Origin of the sequence: Nonomuraea sp. NPDC048892 (assembly GCF_040649735.1) — a bacterium.
Classification (GTDB): domain Bacteria; phylum Actinomycetota; class Actinomycetes; order Streptosporangiales; family Streptosporangiaceae; genus Nonomuraea; species Nonomuraea maheshkhaliensis.
The window spans coordinates 464,666-485,048 of sequence record NZ_JBEZFZ010000007.1; the positions used below are offsets into that span (position 1 = coordinate 464,666).

Annotated in this window: 14 protein-coding genes; 6 read left to right on the plus strand and 8 right to left on the minus strand. The window is 71.6% G+C overall.

Features of this window, described 5'->3' with window-relative positions; genetic code table 11:
- Positions 1–4: 4 nt before the first annotated feature.
- The 3 genes from AB0C28_RS26220 to AB0C28_RS26230 are packed head-to-tail and all read right to left on the minus strand — an operon-like array spanning position 5 to position 4,462.
- The gene (locus tag AB0C28_RS26220; RefSeq protein ID WP_358078039.1) at positions 5–859 is read right to left on the minus strand and encodes an AraC family transcriptional regulator; all 855 of its coding nucleotides are present in this window, start codon (positions 857–859) and stop codon (positions 5–7) included.
- On the minus strand, positions 856–2,589 hold the full coding sequence (locus tag AB0C28_RS26225) for a serine/threonine-protein kinase (protein WP_358078042.1): 1,734 nt from the start codon (positions 2,587–2,589) through the stop codon (positions 856–858). Before AB0C28_RS26225 ends, AB0C28_RS26220 begins: the two co-directional genes overlap by 4 nt.
- Positions 2,590–2,599: 10 nt before the next feature.
- A complete protein-coding gene (locus AB0C28_RS26230) occupies positions 2,600–4,462 on the minus strand; it encodes a protein kinase (RefSeq protein WP_357852315.1) in 1,863 nt (620 codons plus the stop codon).
- A gap of 286 nt (positions 4,463–4,748) precedes the next feature.
- Here AB0C28_RS26230 and AB0C28_RS26235 point away from each other — a divergent pair, with 286 nt between their 5' ends.
- On the plus strand, positions 4,749–5,675 hold the full coding sequence (locus AB0C28_RS26235; RefSeq protein ID WP_357852318.1) for a chorismate mutase: 927 nt from the start codon (positions 4,749–4,751) through the stop codon (positions 5,673–5,675).
- Here the strand turns inward: AB0C28_RS26235 and AB0C28_RS26240 are convergent.
- Positions 5,645–6,583, minus strand: coding sequence for an SGNH/GDSL hydrolase family protein (locus AB0C28_RS26240; protein ID WP_357852321.1), 939 nt, complete (start codon positions 6,581–6,583; stop codon positions 5,645–5,647). The two genes, AB0C28_RS26235 and AB0C28_RS26240, sit on opposite strands and share 31 nt — an antisense overlap.
- Positions 6,584–6,777: 194 nt before the next feature.
- Positions 6,778–8,145, minus strand: coding sequence for an amino acid permease (locus AB0C28_RS26245; RefSeq protein WP_357852324.1), 1,368 nt, complete (start codon positions 8,143–8,145; stop codon positions 6,778–6,780).
- Positions 8,146–8,335: 190 nt separating this feature from the next.
- On the opposite strand from AB0C28_RS26245, the gene dnaE reads away from it, so the two are divergent.
- Positions 8,336–11,863, plus strand: coding sequence for a DNA polymerase III subunit alpha (dnaE, locus tag AB0C28_RS26250; protein WP_357852327.1), 3,528 nt, complete (start codon positions 8,336–8,338; stop codon positions 11,861–11,863).
- 114 nt (positions 11,864–11,977) lie between these two features.
- Positions 11,978–13,360, plus strand: coding sequence for an amidase (locus tag AB0C28_RS26255; protein WP_358078045.1), 1,383 nt, complete (start codon positions 11,978–11,980; stop codon positions 13,358–13,360).
- Between the two features lie 17 nt (positions 13,361–13,377).
- Here AB0C28_RS26255 and AB0C28_RS26260 read toward each other — a convergent pair whose 3' ends face one another.
- A complete protein-coding gene (locus tag AB0C28_RS26260) occupies positions 13,378–13,896 on the minus strand; it encodes a hypothetical protein (RefSeq protein WP_357852332.1) in 519 nt (172 codons plus the stop codon).
- A 63-nt stretch (positions 13,897–13,959) separates the two neighbouring features.
- On the opposite strand from AB0C28_RS26260, the gene murA reads away from it, so the two are divergent.
- The gene (murA, locus tag AB0C28_RS26265) at positions 13,960–15,270 is read left to right on the plus strand and encodes a UDP-N-acetylglucosamine 1-carboxyvinyltransferase (RefSeq protein WP_357852335.1); all 1,311 of its coding nucleotides are present in this window, start codon (positions 13,960–13,962) and stop codon (positions 15,268–15,270) included.
- Between the two features lie 99 nt (positions 15,271–15,369).
- Entirely contained in the window at positions 15,370–17,799 is a 2,430-nt protein-coding gene (locus tag AB0C28_RS26270) for a transglycosylase domain-containing protein (RefSeq protein ID WP_358078048.1), read from the plus strand.
- A gap of 30 nt (positions 17,800–17,829) precedes the next feature.
- On the opposite strand, the gene ybaK is transcribed toward AB0C28_RS26270, so the two are convergent.
- Entirely contained in the window at positions 17,830–18,324 is a 495-nt protein-coding gene (gene ybaK, locus AB0C28_RS26275) for a Cys-tRNA(Pro) deacylase (RefSeq protein ID WP_346111775.1), read from the minus strand.
- A gap of 20 nt (positions 18,325–18,344) precedes the next feature.
- Positions 18,345–19,148 carry a helix-turn-helix transcriptional regulator gene (locus AB0C28_RS26280; protein ID WP_357852342.1) on the minus strand — a complete coding sequence of 268 codons (804 nt, stop codon included), beginning with the start codon at positions 19,146–19,148 and terminating at the stop codon, positions 18,345–18,347.
- A gap of 53 nt (positions 19,149–19,201) precedes the next feature.
- Between AB0C28_RS26280 and AB0C28_RS26285 the strand changes: the two genes are divergently transcribed.
- Positions 19,202–20,371, plus strand: coding sequence for an MFS transporter (locus AB0C28_RS26285; protein WP_358078051.1), 1,170 nt, complete (start codon positions 19,202–19,204; stop codon positions 20,369–20,371).
- The last annotated feature ends 12 nt before the right edge of the window (positions 20,372–20,383 follow it).

Here is a 20,383-nt window from a genome sequence, read left to right on the forward strand (position 1 = left end):
GAGGTTAGGCGGAGGGAAATGTCCCGGTCTTGTACGATCCTGCAGCCCGCTGGTACGCGGCGGGCGGCACGCCCATGATGCGTTTGAAGTGCCGGTTCAGATGCGCCTGGTCGGTGAAGCCCACCTCGGCGGCCACCTGCGCGGGCCGTACGCCGGAACGCAGCAGCCGGCCCGCCTGGCGGACCCGCAGCGAGATCAGGTAGGCGTGCGGCGGCATCCCCGTCGCGGCCTTGAAGGCCCGCAGCAGCGCGAACGGCCGCGCCCCCACCGCGCCCGCCAGGACGTCCAGCGTCGGCGGGTCGACCAGATTCTCGTGCAGCAGATCGAGCGCCTCACGGACCGCTCCAGGACCCTCGGCGGGCCCGCCCCCGGGCGGCCTGGGCGCGGCGTGCCGGGTCAGCAGCCGGGCGAACAGAGCCCGGCTCAGCGTCGAGGCGGCCAGCGCGTCGCCCCGCTCGGCCGCCTCGTGCGCCCGTGCCAGCAGCCGCGCCACCTGGTCGTCGCGCGCCACCTGCGCGGGGAAGTGCGGCGTGCCCGCGGGCGCGCCCAGCTCGGCGGCGATCGCCTCCAGCGCGCCGATCGACGGGTAGAGCATCCGGTACGCCCACCCGCCCGGCACCCCCGCGTGCCCGGTGTGCGCGCTGTCGGGGTTGACCAGCACGATCTCGCCCGCGCTCGCCCGGTGCAGCGTGCCGCGGTAGTCGAACTCCTCCACCCCCGACACGATGAGGCCGATGGCGTAGCCGTCGTGCGCGTGCCTGGCGAAGCGGTGGGTGACATAACGGGCTTTGAGCAGGTCGGTCTCCGGCACCGCCGGATGCCGCCAGAACCGGGCCTGCTCACGCTCGGGCGGACTCATCGCGCCGGCTTGAACGTCCTGGCGAACGTGTCGAAGTAGTGCCGGTCCTGCTTCCACCGGGCGTGCGTGGTCTCCCAGTAGAGCGCGTACGGGCGGCCGTCGTCGGTGTGGAAGCCGCGGTTGATCACGTGGATCGTCTCGCCGCCGCGCACCCTGACGAACTCCCAGTCGGCGGCCCGCAGACCGAGGTAGCCGGTGGGCCTGATGCCGATCCGCCGATATCCGGAGAACTCGCCCCTCGCCCTGATCTCCCGCTCCAGGCCGGCCCAGTGCTCGACCGGGTCGTCCCACGCGATGTCGGGGACCGTCCACTCCACGATCAGCGCTCCCGGGCTACCGGGGCCGGTGACGCGGATGCTGTCGCGCTCCGGGTCCTTCCTGGCCTGCCAGCGCGGCGGCAGGGCGATGCGGAAGCGGCCCGCCGCGTTGCTGTAGGAACTCCAGCCCGCCGGGAGCGGCGTGCGCGTGACGGTGGGCTCAGGCGTGGGGGTACGGGTCGGGGTGGGCTCAGGGGTGGCGTCGGGCGTGGTGGTGACCTGGCCGGACGTGGGCGTCGGGTCCGGGGTCGCGCGCGGCGCGGACCAGCGGTCGGACAGCAGCACGCCGGCCGTGCCCAGCGCCGCCACGGCGGCCAGCGCCGAGGGCACGCCGATCCACAGCGCCTTCGCCCGCCCGGCCGGCCGCTGCTTGGGCAGCGTCGGATGCACCCCGCCGCCGGAGGGGACGGACCCGTGCGTGTCATATCCGCGATGCCCGACCTGGCCGCCGACCTGGCCGCCGACCTGGCCGCCGACCTGGCCGCCTGCCTGGCCACCCGCCCGGCCCCCCGCAGGACCGCTCGTGTGGCCGCCCGAAGGATTGCCCGTCCGGCCGCTCGTCTGCCGGCCCGGCTCGTCCCTCCAGGGGAGGTCGGACGCCGCCGGTGGCCGGGGCGCGGACGCGATCGCGTACAGCAGCCTGGCGGCCTCCTCGGCCGGCATCCGCGCGGCGGGGTCGCGGCGCAGCAGCCCCATGATGACCGGTTCGAGCGCCCCTGCCCGCACCGGCGGCTCAGGGGCGTCACGCAGCACCGCCGCCACCGTCGCGGCCCACGAGTCGCGCTTGTACGGCGGCCGCCCTTCGACGGCCGCGTACAGCGTCGCCCCCAGCGACCACAGGTCCGACTCGGGCCGCGCCGGTTCGCCGTTGAGCCGCTCGGGCGGCATGTAGGCGGGCGTGCCCACCAGCCCGCCGGTCGCGGTCAGCCCCGCCTCGGTCTCCAGCGTGGCGATGCCGAAGTCGGTGAGCACCACCCGGCCGTCGTCGGCCAGCAACACGTTCTCGGGTTTGACGTCACGGTGCAGCACCCCGGTCGCGTGCGCGGCCCGCAGCGCGTCGAGCACCCGGCCGCCGATCACCGCGGCCTGGCCCTCACGCAGCGGCCCGCTCTCGCCGATCACCTGGGCCAGCGACCGCGAGCGGACGAGCTGCATGACGATCCACGGCCGGCCGTCCTCCTCCACGACGTCGTGGATGACGACGACCGAGGGGTGGTCGAGGCGGCCCGCCGCCCTGGCCTCCCTGATGGTCCTGCGGTTCAGCTCGGCCCGCTTGGCGTCGCCGACACCGGTGTAGCGGACCTCCTTGATCGCGACCGTACGGTCGAGCAACTCGTCGTGGGCTCGCCACACCACTCCCATGCCGCCCTCGCCGAGCGGCTCGATCAGTCGGTAGCGCTTGCTGACGTGCACGCCGCGCAGTCTATTTGGCGGGCACGAACGTCGCGCAGAAGCCCTCGAAGAAGTCGTAGTCGGACTTCCAGTGGCTGTTGAGCGTGTGCCAGTAGATCGCGTACGCCTTGCCGTTCTCGGTGACGAAGCCCCGGTCGCGGACGCGGGTCAGCCCGGTGTTGGTCCTCCAGGTGAAGTCCCAGTCCGCGGCGGCCTTGTGGAAGCCCTCGACCTTCTTGATGCCGATCTTCTTGTAGCCGCCGAAGCCGTTCTTGAGTCGCGGCTCCTGCTTCTTCCAGTCCTTGTACGGGTCCTTGCCCGGTTTGGCCGCCTGCTCGATCATGACGTAGGCGTTGGACGCCGCGCCCGGGCCCTTGAACCTGACCTGCCTGCCGCTGCGCGTCAGAACGTCCCACTTCGGGGGCAGCCCGATCGAGAAGCCGAGCTTCTTGTCCGTGTACATCTTCCACCCTGAGGGCAGCGCGGCCTTCGCCGCGTCCATCGGGCTCTTCTTCCCGGGGGACGGGCTGGCCGGCGGACTCGTGGCCGGACTCGTGGACGGGCTCGGGCTGGGCTCCTTGGCCGTCTCCGAAGGGGAGGGCGGCGGGGTGGAGGCCGTCCCCGGCGACGACTGCGCCGGGGACCCGGTCACGCCCGTCGCCGCGGAGGTGTCCGTGTCCTGGGCGGGCTCGTCGGGGGCCGAACGCAGGCCGAGGTAGCCGCCGATGCCGGCGACGAGCACGACCGCCACGGCCGCCGCGATGACCGTCCCGGCCTTGCGCTGCTGCTCGGGCCGGCCCGACTCCACCGTGGAGGCGGTCTCCTGGCGCGAGGGCGCGGCCGGCGGGCGCGGGATGCGCGCACCCGTCTCGGGCGGCGCCACCGGCTCGGACTCCGGCGCCGAGGGGAGCAGGTTCGGATCGGTCGGGGTGTCGTCCTCGACCGGCGCGTACGGGCGCCTGGCCTTGGCCGGCCGCTTCGGCGCGGTCGCGGCGACGGCCCGCTTCGGCTGCGCCGGGGCGGGCACGCGCAGCTCCTGCGCCGCCGGGAACTGGGCGGTCGGAGGCGCACTCGCCTGCGCGATGGCGCCGCGCAGCATGCGCTGCGCCTCCTCGTACGTCAGCCGCTGCACCGGCTCCTTGTTCAGTAACCCGTTGATCACGCCTTCGAGCGGGCCCAGGTTCTGCGCCGGGTCGGGCTCGTCGGTGAGCACGGCGTGCATGGTCGCCAGCGCCATCCCGCGCTCGTGCGGCGAGCGGCCCTCCACCGCCGTGTAGAGCGTGGCGCCGAGCGACCACAGGTCCGACTCGCGCCGCGCGGGCAGCCCCTTGAGCCGCTCGGGCGCGATGAACGCCGGCGTGCCGGCCAGGCCCGTCACCGTGAGCTGCGTCTCGGTCTCCAGCGTGGCGATGCCGAAGTCGGTGAGCACGACCCGGCCGTCGTCGGCCAGCAGCACGTTCTCGGGTTTGACGTCGCGGTGCAGCACGCCCGCCTCATGGGCGCGGTGCAGGGCTTCGAGCATGGCCAGGCCGATCTCCGCCACCCGCGTGGCCGGCAACGGCCCATCCTGCTTGATCACGGCTCCGAGGGAGCGTGACTGGACGAGTTGCATGACGATCCAGGGCCTGCCGTCCTCCTCGATCACGTCGTGAACGACGATCACGTTGGGATGCTCGAACCTGGCCGCCGCCCTCGCCTCGCGCATTGTGCGCCGGTTCAGCAGCTGCACCTCTTCGCCCAGGGCGGCGGCGTACCTGACCTCCTTGACCGCGACAGTGCGGTCCAGGAGCTCGTCGTAGGCTCGCCACACGATGCCCATTCCGCCCCTGCCGATGGGTTCCTGCAGCTGGTAGCGGCCGGCGATGCGGCGTCCGTCCTGCTTGCGATCCGACATCAACGGCCTCAAACCCTCCTCTAGGCCAAGAAATACTCCCATAGGCAGGGATCAACGGCGACTCGCGCGAAGGACAGTCCGCCATACGAGATGTGCTGCCCAGCAGGTGGAGACGGGGGTGTAGGGTTCAGATATGACTTGCCGTCGCTACGCGTTTACCGAGCCGGCTCCGGGAGAGCCGGTCGCAGGCTAGCGACCACCTGGAGTCGGCCCGAGGCAGAGACACCGGTCTCTGCCTTTTTCGTTGTCCCGCCGGCTCCTGGGGCCGGCCGAGCAGGGAGTCGGGATGTCATCGACGTTGGAACGGCGCGCGGTGCCGGTGGGCGGGCTGCTCGTGGGCGAGGGGCCCGCCGTGGTGATCGGCGGCCGGGTGAGCCTGCGGGCGCGGCGTGGGCAGGCGATCGAGGGGGCCACCCTCGTGGAGCCGTACTCCGCCGACGACCTGCCGGCGATCGCCGAGCACGCGGACGCCGTGGTGGTGGGGGCGTCGTGGACGCGCGACATCCCGCTGGTGCGCGCGGCGGCGGGGCTCGGGCTGCCCGTGGTGGTGGAGCGGCGGCGGGAGGCCTCCGTGGCGGAGTGGCTGGAGCTGGCCGACTACTGCGCGGCCGAGGGTGACGGCCAGGTGATCCTCTGCGAGGGCGGCCGGCCGGACCTCGGGCTCATGCGGGCGGCCAAGGTCGCCTCTGGGCGTCCCGTGCTGGCCGACGTCTCCGCCGACGTCGGCCTGTCGGCCGCCGCCGTCGCGGCCGGCGCCGACGGCCTCATCGTCGGCTCTCCGGACCCGACCCCCATTCAGGGTACGGGTGTGGGGGCGAGCTCACCGGACGCACGGACGAGCACGGGGACGGGCGCTGACCGGCTGGTGGCCGAGGAGGCGGTCGTGCTGGTGGGCGCGCTGCTCAGGGACGAGGCGCCGGCCACCCTGCCGGAGTGCCGCCAGGCCATCGACCGGCTGGACGCCGCGCTCGCGACGCTGCTGGAACGGCGGGCGGAGCTGGCGGGCACCGTGCAGCGGATCAAGCCCGTGGGCGGCTTCGCGGGGCGCGACCTCGACAGGGAGCGCGCCCTGGTCGCGCGGATGGCCGTACGCGCGCCCACGCTGGGCGAGGCGCGACTGGCCCCGATCATGAACGCGATCATCGAGGCGGGCCTGCACCTGGCCGAGGAACGCGACGGTGGTCAGGCGGGGCCGGGGGTGACCAGGCGGTAGTTGTGCATCGGGCGGCCCGGGCCTGCGGCGACCTGCTTGGTGATGAGGTCGGCGAAGCGGCGGTAGCCGTCACCCGTGGGGTGATAGCTGCGCGCGTTGACCGTCAGCTCCTCCATGTTCACCGCCAGCCCGTTCAGGTACGGCTGCGGCTGCCCCACCTCGTGCCCCGAGAACGCCTCGTAGGCGTCCACGTACTCGGCGCTGCCCGGCGCACCGAACGCCGCGATGGCCCGGTCGAACTCGGCCACCGCAGCCCCCACCGTGTCGTTGAGCCGCCGCGTCATGCCGTTGATCCAGCGCTGGTCGGCCACGCTCATGTTGTCGACGCTCGCCACCGGGTGCTCGGGGAAGGGCCGGGGGTAGCCGAGCACGATGACGCGGGCCCCTGGGGCGCGCACGCGCAGCTCACGCAGCACCTTGCCCATGTCGGTGCGCAACTCCTCGATGCGCTTGCGTACGGCGGCGTCCTGGTCGACGCAGGCCGACGACCACGGGATCTTGACGATGCAGCCGGTCAGCACCTTGCTGAAGCCGGCGTCGTTGCCGCCGATGCTGAGCGTGATCAGACTGGCGGCCGGGCCGACCCGGGTGATCTGCGGCGGCTGGCCGTACTGGCCGGTCAGGAGCTGGCGGGTGGTGGCGCCGCTGCAGGCGTAGAAGGCGGTGCCGCCGCCGAACTTGTAGGTTCGCGCGACCAGCGGCACGTAGGAGCCCGTCGCCCGGTGGCAGCGCGCGGCCCCGTCGTTGACCGGCGACTTGTCGAGGTCGTAGACGCCCTCCCCGGAGGAGTAGGAGTCACCGAGCGCGACGTAAGTGCCGCTCTGGGCCACCTGCAGCGCTGTCATCGGCACCGCCCGCGGCAGGTCGCCGCGCGGCTCAGCGGTCGTGGGGCAGCCCGCGTCGAGCACGGCGCAGGCCAGCCTGGGGTAGACGCCCAGGGGCAGGCACGCCAGCGCCAGCGCGACGCCGATGGCGGCCGCCGCCGAGATCCGGACGATCTTCCGTCTCGTCTCGTCCAGCGCGACCTCCCCGGATGACGGTTCCTGCTGTTCGCGCCATCGAGACTACCCAGCCGATCATCGGGGCGGGCGTGTCGCGCGGGCTAGGCTTCGGCCCGCGCCTGCGCCGGGGCGCGGCGGCGGTAGACGGTGCGCCGCCACCAGCCCACGGCGATGGCCGCGAACAGGCACGGCACCAGGTAGAACGCGACCCGCTGGTCCTCGTCGGCGAACGGCATCAGCAGCACCACCAGGGCCAGGAACGCCAGCGTCAGCCAGTTGGTCCAGGGCGTGCCCGGCATCGGGAAGTCCGAGCGGTGGCCGGAACGGCGCAGCCGCAGCTGGCAGTAGACCAGGACGCCCCACGTGGTGATCACGCCCAGGGAGGCGACGGCGGTGGCGATGTTGAAGGCTCGCTCGGGCATGAAGTAGAACAGCACCAGCCCGCCCAGGAACATGGCCGCGGTGAACACGATGCCGCCGATCGGCACGTGCCGGGAGCTGAGCGCGCCGGCGAAGCGGGGGGCCTCCTGCTTCATGGCCATCGAGCGCAGGATGCGGCCGGTGGCGTACAGGCCGGAGTTGCACGACGACAGCGCCGCGGTGATCACCACGAGGTTCATCGCGTCGGCCGCCCACGGCACGCCCAGCCCCGAGAAGACCGTCACGAACGGCGACGTGCCGGCCTCGTACGACGTCCACGGCAGCACCATGCCGAGCAGCAGCACCGAGCCCACGTAGAAGATCGCGATCCGCCACACCACGCCGTTGATCGCCTTCGGCATGACCTCGCGCGGTTTGGCCGTCTCGCCGGCGGTGATGCCGACCAGCTCGATCGAGGCGTACGCGAACACCACCGACTGCAGGCTCATCAGCACCAGCGGGAACCCGGTCGGGAAGAACCCGCCGTGGGAGACCAGGTTGTGCGGCCCCGCCTGCCCCACCGCGAAGACCACCAGCACCAGCCCGATGACCAGGAAGACCGAGATGGCCAGCACCTTGAGCATGGCGAACCAGAACTCCAGCTCGCCGAACAGCCGCACCGACAGCAGGTTGACCGTCATGACGACGGTGAGGGCGAGCACGGCTGTGAGCCACTGGGGGAAGGCCGGCGCCCAGTAGTGCACGTAGGCGGCGATCGCCGTCAGCTCGGCGATGCCGGTGAACGCCCAGTTGATCCAGTACATCCAGCCGCTGGCGAACGCGGCCCACGGGCCGATGAACTCGCCCGCGTACTCGACGAACGAGCCCGAGGCAGGGCGGTAGAGCACGAGCTCGCCGAGCGCCCGCATGACGAAGAACGCGGCCACCCCGGCGGCGGCGTAGGAGAGCACGAGCGCCGGCCCGGCGGCGGCCATGCGGCCCCCCGCGCCGAGGAACAGCCCCACCCCGATCGCCCCGCCGATGGCGATCATCTGCACCTGCCGGTTGCCCAGGGCGGGCAGGTAACCCTCGTCGGTCTGCGTGCGCACGGCGTGACTCCTTGATGACATTACGTGACCACGAGGATATCGGTGCGGCCGATCGCGGCGGCTCCGGCACGCCGGTCCGCCGGGCCTGCGCGAAGAGCCGGCGGGGGGCCGGGCCGGGCGGCCCCGGATTGTCGGCCGGGCCTACTAAAGTCGGATCGCACACCGGCTTGAGACGGGGAGGCGCCGCTCCATGTCGTCCAGCGACTCATTCGTCCATCTGCACGTCCACACCGAATACTCGATGCTCGACGGGGCCGCCCGCCTCAAGCAGATGTTCCAACAGGTCGGTGACCTGGGCATGCCCGCCATCGCGATCACCGACCACGGCAACATGCACGGCGCCTACGACTTCTACAGGCAGGCCACCGCCGCCGGGATCAAGCCGATCATCGGCATCGAGGCCTACGTCGCGCCGGAGCTGCGCCACAACAAGAAGCCGGTGCTGTGGGGCGAGCCGCACCAGAAGCGCGACGATGTCTCGGCGGGCGGCTACTACACTCACATGACGATCTGGGCGCGCGACAAGACGGGCCTGCACAACCTGATGCGGCTGTCCTCGCGCGCCTACACCGAGGGCTTCGTGCGCAAGTGGGCGCGCATGGACGCCGAGATCCTGGCCGAGCACGCCGAGGGCCTCATGGCCACCACCGGCTGCCCGTCGGGCGAGGTGCAGACGCGGCTGCGGCTCGGGCAGTACGACGAGGCGGTCAGGGCGGCCGCGAAATACCAGGAGATCTTCGGCAAGGACAACTTCTACCTGGAGATCATGGACCACGGCCTCGACATCGAGCGCCGCGTCCGTGACGGGCTGACCAGGATCAGCCAGGAGCTGAACATCCCGCCCCTGGTGACCAACGACTCGCACTACACCTACGAGTCCGACGCCGCCTCCCACGACGCCCTCCTGTGCATCCAGACCGGCAAGCAGCTGTCCGACCCCGACCGGTTCCGCTTCGACGGCAGCGGCTACTACATCAAGAGCGCCGACGAGATGCGCGCGGTCGACTCCTCCGACCTGTGGGCCGAGGGCTGCCGCAACACGCTGCTGGTGGCCGAGAAGGTCGATCCGGCCGGATTCTTCGCCTTCAAGAACCTCATGCCGACCTACCCGATCCCCGAGGGCATGACGGAGAGCGAGTTCTTCCGCAAGACCGTCTGGGAGGGCATGGACCGCCGCTGGCCGGGCGGTTACGACGAGGAGCACCGCAAGCAGGCCGAATACGAGATCGGCATCATCGAGCAGATGGGCTTCCCGAGCTACTTCCTCGTGGTCGCCGACTTCATCATGTGGGCCAAGGAGAATGGCATCCCGGTCGGGCCGGGGCGCGGCTCGGCGGCCGGGTCGCTGGTGGCGTACGCGATGGGCATCACCGACCTCGACCCGCTCCCGCACGGCCTGATCTTCGAACGGTTCCTCAACCCCGAGCGCGTGTCCATGCCCGACGTCGACATCGACTTCGACGAACGCAGGCGCGGCGACGTCATCCGCTACGTGACCGAGAAGTGGGGCGCCGACAAGGTCGCCATGATCGCCACGTTCGGCACCATCAAGGCGAAGGCCGCCATCAAGGACGCCGGCCGCGTCCTCGGCTACCCCTACGCGCTCGGCGACCGCGTCTCCAAGGCGTTCCCGCCCGCCGTCATGGGCAAGGACATCCCGCTCGCCGGCATCTTCGACAAGGACCACCCGCGCTACAACGAGGCCGGCGAGCTGCGCCGGCTCTACGAGGAAGACGTCGACGTCAAGGCGACGATGGACCTCGGCAAGGGCCTGGAGGGCCTGATCAGGCAGACCGGCGTGCACGCCGCCGGCGTGATCATGTCGGCCGAGGTGCTGACCGACCACGTCCCGATCATGCGCCGCGACTCGGACGGCGCGATCATCACGCAGTTCGACTATCCGACCTGCGAGACGCTCGGCCTGCTCAAGATGGACTTCCTGGGCCTGCGCAACCTCACCATCATGGACGACTGCCTCAAGATGATCGAGGCGACCACGGGTGAGAAGGTCGACCTGCTGGGGCTGCCGCTCGACGACCGCAAGAGCTACGAGCTGCTGGCCAAGGGCGACACGCTGGGCGTGTTCCAGCTCGACGGCGGCGGCATGCGCTCGCTGCTGCGGCTCATGCGTCCCGACAACTTCGAGGACATCTCCGCCGCCCTCGCGCTCTACCGGCCCGGCCCGATGGGCGCCAACTCCCACACCAACTACGCCCTGCGCAAGAACGGCCAGCAGGACATCACGCCGATCCACCCGGCGCTGGAAGAGCCGCTCAGAGACATCCTCGACACCACCTACGGCCTGATCATCTATCAGGAACAGGTCATGGCCATCGCCCAGCGGGTGGCCGGCTACTCGCTCGGCGCCGCCGACCTGCTGCGCCGCGCCATGGGCAAGAAGAAGAAGGCGGAGCTGGACAAGCAGTACGCCTCCTTCGAGAAGGGCATGAAGGACAACGGCTACCCCGACGCCGCCGTCAAGGCGCTGTGGGACATCCTGCTGCCGTTCTCCGACTACGCCTTCAACAAGGCCCACACCGCCGCCTACGGCCTCATCGCGTACTGGACCGCCTACCTCAAGGCCAACCACCCGGCGGCCTACATGGCGGCGCTGCTGTCGTCGGTGAAGGACGACAAGGACAAGTCGGCCCTCTACCTCAACGAGTGCCGCCGCATGGGCATCAAGGTGTTCCCGCCCGACGTCAACGACTCCGACTTCGACTTCACCCCGCGTGGCACCGACATCCGCTTCGGCCTGTCGGCGGTGCGCAACGTGGGCGGCAACGTCGTCGACGGCATCATCTCCGCGCGCAAGGAGAAGGGCCGCTTCGCCGACTTCAAGGACTTCCTGCGCAAGGTGCCGGCCATCGTCTGCAACAAGCGCGTGATCGAGTCGCTGGTCAAGTCGGGCGCGTTCGACTCGCTCGGCCACGTCCGCAAGGGCCTGGTCATGGTGCACGAGCAGGCCGTCGACGCGATCATCGACATCAAGAAGAACGAGGCCATCGGCCAGGACTCCCTGTTCGGCGCGATCGACGGCGGCGAGGACCAGACCTTCGACGTGCAGATCCCGGTGGGGGAGTGGGACAAGAACACGCTGCTGCAGTTCGAACGCGAGATGCTCGGCCTTTATGTGTCCGACCACCCGCTGTTCGGGGTCGAGCACATCCTGGCCGCCGGGGCCGACTGCTCCGTCGCGGCCGTGCAGGACGAGAGCCGGGCCGACGGGCAGGTGGTGACCGTGGGCGGCATCCTGAGCGGGGTGCAGCGCAAGATCACCAAGAAGGGCGACACGTGGGTGCTGACCCAGCTGGAGGACCTTGAGGGCGCCATCGAGGTGATGATCTTCCCGTCGGCGTACCAGCTGTGCTCGACGATCCTGGCCGAGGACGCGATCGTGTTCGTCAAGGGACGCATCGACAAGCGGGAGGAGGTCGCCAAGCTGATCGCCATGGAGGTGACGGCGCCCGACCTGACCCGGGAGGCGGGCGGGCCGCTGCTGGTCAGCCTGCCGCTGACCCGCTGCACGCCTCCGGTGGTGGGGCGGCTGAAGGAGATCCTGACGACGCACCCGGGCACGTCCGAGGTCCACCTCCAGGTGCACAACGGCCCTAAGACGACCGTCATGCGCGTCGGCGATCGGCTCAGAGTCACGCCGTCTCCTGCTCTGATGGGCGATCTCAAGCAGCTGCTCGGTCCCGCCTGCCTGGGCGCTTGATCATCTTTTACGGCTTCGCGGCGGCCGGTGGGCAATGATCGCCTGTGGGCGGGTGTCGTTCGTGGGCAAGGCTCGCCGTCGTACTTCCGGCACGGGTGGGGCAGGATCGCAGGCGTGAGTGAACTGCACTACCTGACCGCGACCGAGCTGGCTCAGCTGATCAGGACCAGGCAGGTGAGCGCGGTGGACGTCGTCCGAGCCCATCTCGACCGCATCGACCAGGTCAACCCGCACGTCAACGCCGTCGTCACCCTCGTCGCCGACCAGGCGCTGCGAGCGGCCGAGGTGGCCGACGCCACGCTGCGGCGGGAGGGCCCCGCCGGGCCGCTGCACGGCGTGCCGGTCGCGCACAAGGACCTGACCGACACGGCGGGCATCCGCACCACGTACGGCTCGCCGCTCTTCGCCGACAACGTGCCCGACCGGGACGACGTGGTCGTCCAGCGGCTGCGCGCGGCGGGCGCGATCACGATGGGCAAGACGAACACCCCCGAGTTCGGCACCGGCTCCCACACCGTCAACGAGGTGTTCGGGGCCACCAGGAACCCGTACGACCTGTCCAAGTCCGCCGGCGGCAGCAGCGGGGGAGCGGCCGCCGCGCTGGCCACCGGCATGGTGCCGCTGGCCGACGGCACCGACATGGGCGGCTCCCTGCGCAATCCCGCGTCCTTCTGCAACGTGGTCGGCCTGCGGCCCACGCCCGGCCGGGTGCCCAGCCACTCCGAGACCGCCGCCTGGTACACCCTGTCCGTGCCCGGCCCGATGGCCAGGACGGTCGACGACGTCACGCTGATGCTCGGGGCCATCGCCGGGTTCGACCGGCGCTCGCCGTACTCGATCAAGGAGGTCTTCGCGCCCGAGCCCGAGCAGGGCGTGGCGGGGCTGCGCGTGGCGTGGAGCCCCGACCTGGGCGGGCTGCCCGTGGACACGCGTACGGCGGAGGTGACCGCGACCGCGCCCGCCGTCCTGGAGCGGCTCGGCGCCCACGTCGAACAGGTGGAGCTGGACCTGAGCGGCGCCGAGGAGGCGTTCCGGACCTATCGGGCCTGGTTCTACCTGCTCGCCCACGGCGACAAGAGCGGGCTCGGGCCCAACACCGCCTGGAACGTCGAGCAGGGCCGCATGGTCACGGGCGCCGACCTGGTCCGGGCCGAGGTGGCGCGCAGCGGCCTCTACCAGCGCATGGCGGCCTTCTTCGACACCTACGACGTGCTGCTCGCGCCGGTGAGCCAGGTGCCGCCGTTCCCGGTCGAGCATCCTCACGTGAGCGAGATCAACGGTGAGGCGCTGCCCGATTATCTGGCCTGGATGCGCTCGGCGTACTGGATCAGCGTCCTGCACGCGCCCGCCGCCTCCGTGCCGGCCGGGTTCACCGGGGACGGGCTGCCGGTGGGGGTGCAGATCGTGGGCCGGCCGTTCGAGGACGCCAGGGTGCTGCGGGTGGCGCGGGCGTTCGAACAGGCCACCGGCCACGGCCTGCGCCGGCCGCCGCTGTAGGAGCTCCGGGTGGCGGGTCAGCTCGGGTCGAGGCCGCCGTACGGCTGCCGCAGCGGAGACTCGCGGTAGCCGTGCATGCCCTCCAGCAGCCCGAAGAAGCCCACGGCCAGCAGCGGCCACGACACCAGCACGCCGGAGGCCGTCAGTTTGAGCGCGCCCGGGACAACCTTCACCCCGGGCGTCGCGGCGGCCTCGACCGTGACCGCGCCGATCGTGAACGTGGAGCCGGTCCACAACGTCAGAAAGGAGGCCAGCGCCCCGCCCGCGCACAGCCCCAGCAGCACGGCGAGCATCCAGCGCCGCCCGCAGAACCAGGCCACGCCGCCGCACAGCACCCCGAGCCCGCCCGTGATCACCGCGAACCAGCCGTCGGCCGCGATCAGCGCCTGCGTGGCGGGGTCGGCCAGCACCGTGCCCCGCTCGGTGACCTGGTACGGAGCGCGCGGGGTCAGCCCGGACCAGAGCAGCCCGGCGGCGACCCCGAGAGTGGCGAGTGTGAGGACAGTTACCGCAAAAGCGCGTACTTCCCTCGTCACGCCATTCCCCCTCGCATGTACGGCCGAATCAGCTCGATGGTATCCCCCGGTTAGGCTCATTTCGTGATTGCAGAAGAGGTCTGGCTCATAGAACCCTCCGGCCCGCTCCGGGGTGACGTCGAAGTACGCGGATCGAAGAACGGCGTGTCCAAGCACATGGTCGCGGCCATGCTGGGCAACGGCGAGAGCAGCATCCACAACGCCCCGGAGGTGGGCGAGGTCGAGATCACCGCCGCCATGCTGCGGGCCCTCGGCATCAACGTGGACATCTCCCGTACCGAGATCAGGATCGAGCAGGGACCTGAGATCGAGCCGCGGGTGCCCGCCGCGTTCACGGGCCTGAACCGCATCCCCATCCTCATGCTCGGCCCCCTCCTGCACCTGGCGGGCGAGGCGTTCGTGCCGCTGGTCGGCGGCGACCCGATCGGGCGGCGGCCGGTGAACTTCCACGTCGAGGCGCTGCGCGCGATGGGCGCCGAGGTGGAGGTGGGCGACACCGGCATCTACGCCAAGGCCAAGCGGCTCAACGGCACCCGGATCGAGCTGCCCTACCCGAGCGTGGGCGCGACGGAGACGATCCTCATGTCGGCGGTGCTGGCCGAGGGCAAGACGGTGCTGAAGAACGCCGCCATGGAGCCCGAGGTGGTGGAGCTGGCGCTGTTCCTGCAGCGGATGGGGGCCAGGATCGAGCTGTCGCCCGACCGCAGGATCGTCATCGAGGGCGTCGAACGGCTGCGCGGGGCCTCCACCTGGCTGACCGGCGACCGCATCGAGGCGTTCTCGTACCTGGCGGCGGGCCTGGTCACCCAGGGCGAGGTGCGCGTGCACGGCTGCCCCCAGGACCGCCTGGTCACCGCGATCACCACGCTGGCCAGGATGGGCGCCCAGTTCGACATCAACGACGAGTACGTGTGCGCCACGGCGCCTCCCGAGGGCCTGCGCGCGGCGGCCGTGCAGACCGACACGCACCCGGGTTTCATGACGGACTGGCAGACGCCGCTGATGGTGCTGTTCACGCAGAGCCAGGGCATGTCGGTGCTGCACGAGACGGTCTTCGAGAACCGCCTGGTGTACGTGCCCGCGCTGCAGAAGATGGGCTGCGAGATCGAGGTGTTCGACCAGTGCCTGGGCGGGCCGGCCTGCCGCTACCACGACACCAACGCCCGCCACTCGGCCGTCGTGCGCGGCGTGTCCAAGCTCAAGGGCGCCGACGTGACGCTGCCCGACATCAGGGCCGGCTTCTCGGCGGTGCTGGCGGCGGCGGTGGCCGACGGGACGTCCACGCTGCGCGGCGTGCACCACATCGAGCGCGGCTACCACCGGCCGTTCGAGCAGTTCGCCTCGCTGGGGCTCAACCTCAAGCGTCAACAGTGAAGCCAGGGCTCCGCGGCACACGTCAACGGTGAATATGCCCAGGTAAAGAGGTGCCAAGCGGGCGTTTGCCACTGATCCGGACGTCGCAGATCAACTAGCGTGAGCCTACTCAGATCGGTCGGCACGCTCGGGCTGGCGGGGGCACTCGGGGGAGTGCTGGTGGCCGCCGTGGCCGCGCCCGTCGTCGGTGGCGGCGGCCTGGCCACGATGAGCGTCGCGAACACGTTCGTGGAGTTGCCGCCCGCCCCGCACGAGGAGCCGCTCGCGCAGGTGACCCGGCTGCTCGACAAGGACGGCCGCCAGTTCGCCCAGTTCTACGAGGCGAACAGGACGGCCGTCCGGCTCGGCTCGGTCGCGCCCGTGATGCGCCAGGCCATAGTGGCGATCGAGGACGCCCGCTTCTACGAGCACGGCGGCCTCGACGTCAGAGGCACGCTCAGGGCGCTGCTCACCAACACCCAGGCCGGCGGCATCCGGCAGGGCGGCTCGTCGCTGACCCAGCAGCTCGTCAAGAACATCCTGGTGGAGAGCGCCCGCAGCGACGCCGAACGGGACAAGGCCCGCGCCCCGAACCTGGCCCGCAAGATCACCGAGCTGCGGTACGCGCTGGCGCTGGAGAAGAAGTACCGCAAGGACGAGATCCTGGAGCGGTACCTGAACATCGCCTACTTCGGCGCGGGCGCGTACGGCGTGGAGGCGGCGGCCAGGCGGTTCTTCTCCACCTCGGCCTCCCGGCTGACGCTGACCCAGTCGGCCACGCTGGCCGGGGCCGTGCGCATGCCGTACTCGACCGACCCCTCGCTCGGCGCGACGCACCAGGCGCGGCTGAAGATGCGGCGCGACCTCGTGCTCGACCGCATGGCCGGGCTCAAGCTGATCAGCCAGAAGGAGGCGGCGGACGCCAAGGCCGCGCCGCTGGACATCAGGCTCAGGCCCGAGCCGGGCGGTTGCGCCCAGAGCGACTACCCGTACTACTGCCTGTACGTGCAGCGCGAGCTGCTGTCGAACCCCGTCTTCGGCAACACCGCCCGCGAGCGGCAGGCCAGGATGGCCAGAGGCGGCCTGGTGATCAGGACCAGCCTCGACCCGATCGCCCAGCGCGCCGCGGACCGCGCCATCCGCGAGCACGTCTCACCCGAGGACACCGAAGTGGCCGCCGAGGCGATGGTGGAGCCCCGGACCGGGCGGATCAGGGCGATGGCGGCCAGCAAGCGCTTCGGCCGCAACCCCGGCAACCGCAAGAACGGCGCCAAGACCACCTTCAACCTGGCCGCCGACGTGGCGCACGGGGGCGGCCAGGGCTTCCAGGCCGGCTCGACGTTCAAGGTGTTCACCCTGGCCACGGCGCTGCAGCAGGGCTGGCGCTTCGGCGACGGCTTCCAGACGCCTGGGGCGATGTCGCCGGCGCAGGGCTACCGCGACTGCTCGGGCCGCTCCGTGAACGACCCGGACACCCGCATACTGAACGCCAGCGGCGAGGGCTCGGGCGGCCCGCACAGCATCGAGACCGGCACCTGGAAGTCGGTGAACATCTTCTACATGATGCTGGAGCGCAAGGTCGGGCTCTGCAACGTGGTCCGCACCGCCAAGAAGCTCGGCATCGCGCGTGCCGACGGCGGGCCGCTGCGCGAGGTGCCCACGTTCACGCTGGGCGTCAACGAGATGGACCCGGTGACGGTGGCGGCGTCGTTCGCGGCGTTCGCGGCCAGGGGGCTCTACTGCCGGCCGCTGGCCATCATGGAGATCATCGGCAGGGACGGGCGGCGTACGCACGTGCCGCCCTCGTGCGAGCAGGTCATCGAGCGGCCGATCGCCGACGCGGTCAACCACGTGCTCAAGGGCGTCTTCGACCAGGGCACGATGAAGGGGCAGAGCATCGGGCGGCCGGCCGCCGGCAAGACCGGCACCAACAACGGCTACACCTCGGCCTGGTTCGCCGGTTACACGCCCGCCCTGGCGGCGGCGGTCAGCGTGGGGGACATCCGCGGCTCCTACAAGTTCCCGCTGCGCGGGGTCGAGATCGGGGGCCGCTCGTACGGGTCGGTGCAGGGGGCGTCGCTGCCCGGGCCGATCTGGGTGGAGTCGATGGGGCCGGCGCTGCGGCGTACGGAGCCGCGCGGGTTCCCCGGGCCGAACATGGCGCGCTTCGGCGGCGGGCACACGCCGGGGCTGAAGGAGGCGCTGGCCGAGGAGGAGCGGAAGAAGCGCGGCGTGCGGCCGTTCGGGCGGCGGCACCGGCGGCTGTTCGAGTGGCTGCTCGGTCACTCGGCCACGGACGATCCCGGGCCGCGGCGGTCGGAGCGGCTGCGGCAGTGGCTCACCAGCGACCTTCCCGTGTCGTCACCGCCGTCCGTGCGCGTCCGCCCCGAAGAGCCGGTCGCCCAGCCGCCGAGCCGCCCCGAACGGGTCGCCGTCCAGCCTCCGAGCCGTCCCCAGCGGCCCGCCGTACAGGCTCCGAGCCGTCCCGAACGGGTCGTCCGGCCGCCGGTGCGTCAGCGTCCTGAACAGGGTGGCGAGGGCCGTCGCTGAACGGCGTTGAGCGCCCGTGCGGAGGTGAGCTCAGCCGGCCTTGCCGATGGGTGCGGTCACGGCCCTGGTGAGGGTGATGAGGTTGGCGGGAGCCGTCTCGATCTGCAGCCCGCGCTTCCCGGCCGAGAAGTAGATCGTGTCGAAGCCGAGCGCCGAGGAGTCGACCACGGTCGGGAGCTGCTTGCGCTGCCCCAGCGGGCTGATGCCGCCCACGACATAGCCCGTCACCCGTTCGACCTTCGCGGCGTCGGCCATCGCGGCCCGCTTGCTGTCGAGGGCGCCGGCCAGGGCCTTGAGGTCGAGCTTGCCCGCCACCGGCACGACCGCCACCGCGAGCCCGCCCTCGACCTCGGCGACCAGGGTCTTGAAGATCCGCTCGTACGGCACGCCGAGCGCGTCGGCGGCCTCCTCGCCGTACGCCTGGGCCGAGGCGTCGTGCTCGTACGGATGGAGCGTGAACTCCGCCTTCGCCTTGGCCAGCGCCACGGTGGCCGGGGTGCCGCCCTTGCCTTTCGTCTTGCTCACGACATCCCAGTGTAGCGAATCTACATTGTAAAGGCCCGGCCCGGGGTGTACCCGAACGCCCGCCGGAACACGTCGATGAACGCGCTCGCCGACGCCCACCCGCACCGGTGCGCCACGGTGGTCACGGGGACGCCGTCGGCGAGCAGGAGGAGGGCGTGGTGGAGGCGGAGCTGGGTGCGCCACTGGGGGAAGCTCATGCCGAGCTCGGCCCTGAACAGGCGGGCGAGGGTGCGGTCGCTGGTGCCGCACCGGGCGGCGAGCCGGTCCAGGGTGCTGTTGTCGGCGGGGTCGCGGTGCAGCAGGGCGCAGACGGCGGCCAGGCGGGAGTCCTTGGGCGCGGGCAGGTGGAGGGGCTGTTCGGGGGCGCGCCTGAGCTGGTCGAGCAGCACGCCCAGCAACCGCTCCCGCTCCCCACCGTCACCCTCCCGTCCGCCGTCGCCCTCGCTCCCGCCGGGTGGGCCGGTCGATGGGCCGGTGGACGGTGGGGTGCCGGTGGGGTCGGTGTAGGCGATGATCAGTTCGCGGAGCAGCGGCCCTACCACCAGCACCGCCGGCCGTTCCAGCCCGAGCGGGTTGCCGGTCAGCCCCACCAGCCGCAGGTCCGTGTCCCCGTGTGCCCGGTGCTCGTGCACGGTTCCGGCCGGCACCCAGATGGCCCGGTTGGCGGGGGCGACCCAGATGCCCGCGCCGGTGGTGACGGACAGGACGCCGCGGCAGGCGTACACGATCTGGTGGGTGTCGTGCCGGTGCGCGTCGATGCCCGCGCCGGGCGCGAGCGGGCGCCGGCCGGTGGGCGCTTGCGGCAGGTGGCGGATTTCCGGCATGGGTTGGCATTTTATCGGAAGCGAGCCAGAGCGCCCTGATGAACGATGGAACCGTGAACAGGATCCCCATGCTCGCCGCCGGCCATGCCACCGTGGACTTCTACCAGGGCGCGGTCCCCGCTCTCGTGCCGTTCCTGGTGGCCGGGCGCGGTTACGGGTATGTCGCCGTGTCCGGCATCGTGCTGGCCGCCACGCTGCTGTCGTCGATCGTGCAGCCGTTGTTCGGGGTGCTGACCGACAGATGGCGCATGCCGTGGCTGATCCCGCTGAGCATGGTGCTGGCCGGGGCGGGGGTGGCGGCGGGCGGGGTGACGGACTCGTACGTGCTGACCTGGCTGGCGGTGGCGCTGTCGGGGCTGGGGGTGGCGGCCTACCATCCGGAGTCCGCGCGCCTGGCCCGGATCGCGAGCGAGGGCAGTCACGTGCGGATGAGCTGGTTCTCGCTGGGCGGGACGCTGGGGTTCGCCTCGGCTCCCGTGCTGGTGACGCCGCTGCTGGCGGGGTGGGGTCTGGGGGCTTCGCCGTTCCTGGTGCTGCCGGCGGTGCTGGGGGCCGTGGTGACGCTGCCGGCGATCAGGGCGCTGTCCGGGGGTGAGCGGGCGGCCAAGGCCGCAGGGCTGGTCGGGGGGCCGGCCGCGGGGAGTGACGACTGGCCGTCTTTTGTCAGGCTGACGCTGGTGATCGTGTTCCGTTCCGTCGTGTACGTGGGGTTGAGCGCCTTCGTGGCCCTCTACATGGGAGGCGGTGCGGCGGGGGCGGTGGCGTTGTTCGTGCTGTTCGCCGGTGGGGCGGTGGGGACGGTGCTGGGTGGCCGGCTGGCGGCGCGGTGGGGGAGGGTGCGCACGATGCGGCTGGCGTACGCGCTGGCCGTCCCGGCGGTCGTGGGCGTGGTGCTCGTGCCCGGTCCGGTGGCGTACGTGTTCGTCGCCGCCTCGTCGATCGCCCTGTACGCGCCGTTCTCCCTGCATGTCACGCTCGGCCAGGATTTCCTGCCCACCAGGGTGGGCACGGCCAGCGGGGTGACGCTGGGGCTGGCGGTGAGCGTGGGCGGGCTGGCCAGTCCGCTGGTGGGGGCGGTGGCGGAGGCGTCCTCGCTCAGGATGGCGCTGGCCTGCCTGATGGTGTTCCCTGTCCTGGCCTGGCTGCTGGCCAGGACGTTGAAGGATCCGGCTCCGGTGCCGGCCCGGCCGGACGAGGGCCGCTCCGCCCCGTCGCCGGCCTGACCAAGGGGTGGT

Excerpts from the sequence above, each read along its gene's own strand:
- AB0C28_RS26220 (WP_358078039.1), bottom strand. The coding sequence starts at position 859 with ATGAGTCCGCCCGAGCGTGAGCAGGCCCGGTTCTGGCGGCATCCGGCG.
- AB0C28_RS26230 (WP_357852315.1), bottom strand. The coding sequence starts at position 4,462 with ATGTCGGATCGCAAGCAGGACGGACGCCGCATCGCCGGCCGCTACCAG.
- AB0C28_RS26235 (WP_357852318.1), top strand. The coding sequence starts at position 4,749 with ATGTCATCGACGTTGGAACGGCGCGCGGTGCCGGTGGGCGGGCTGCTC.
- dnaE (WP_357852327.1), top strand. The coding sequence starts at position 8,336 with ATGTCGTCCAGCGACTCATTCGTCCATCTGCACGTCCACACCGAATAC.
- AB0C28_RS26280 (WP_357852342.1), bottom strand. The coding sequence starts at position 19,148 with ATGCCGGAAATCCGCCACCTGCCGCAAGCGCCCACCGGCCGGCGCCCG.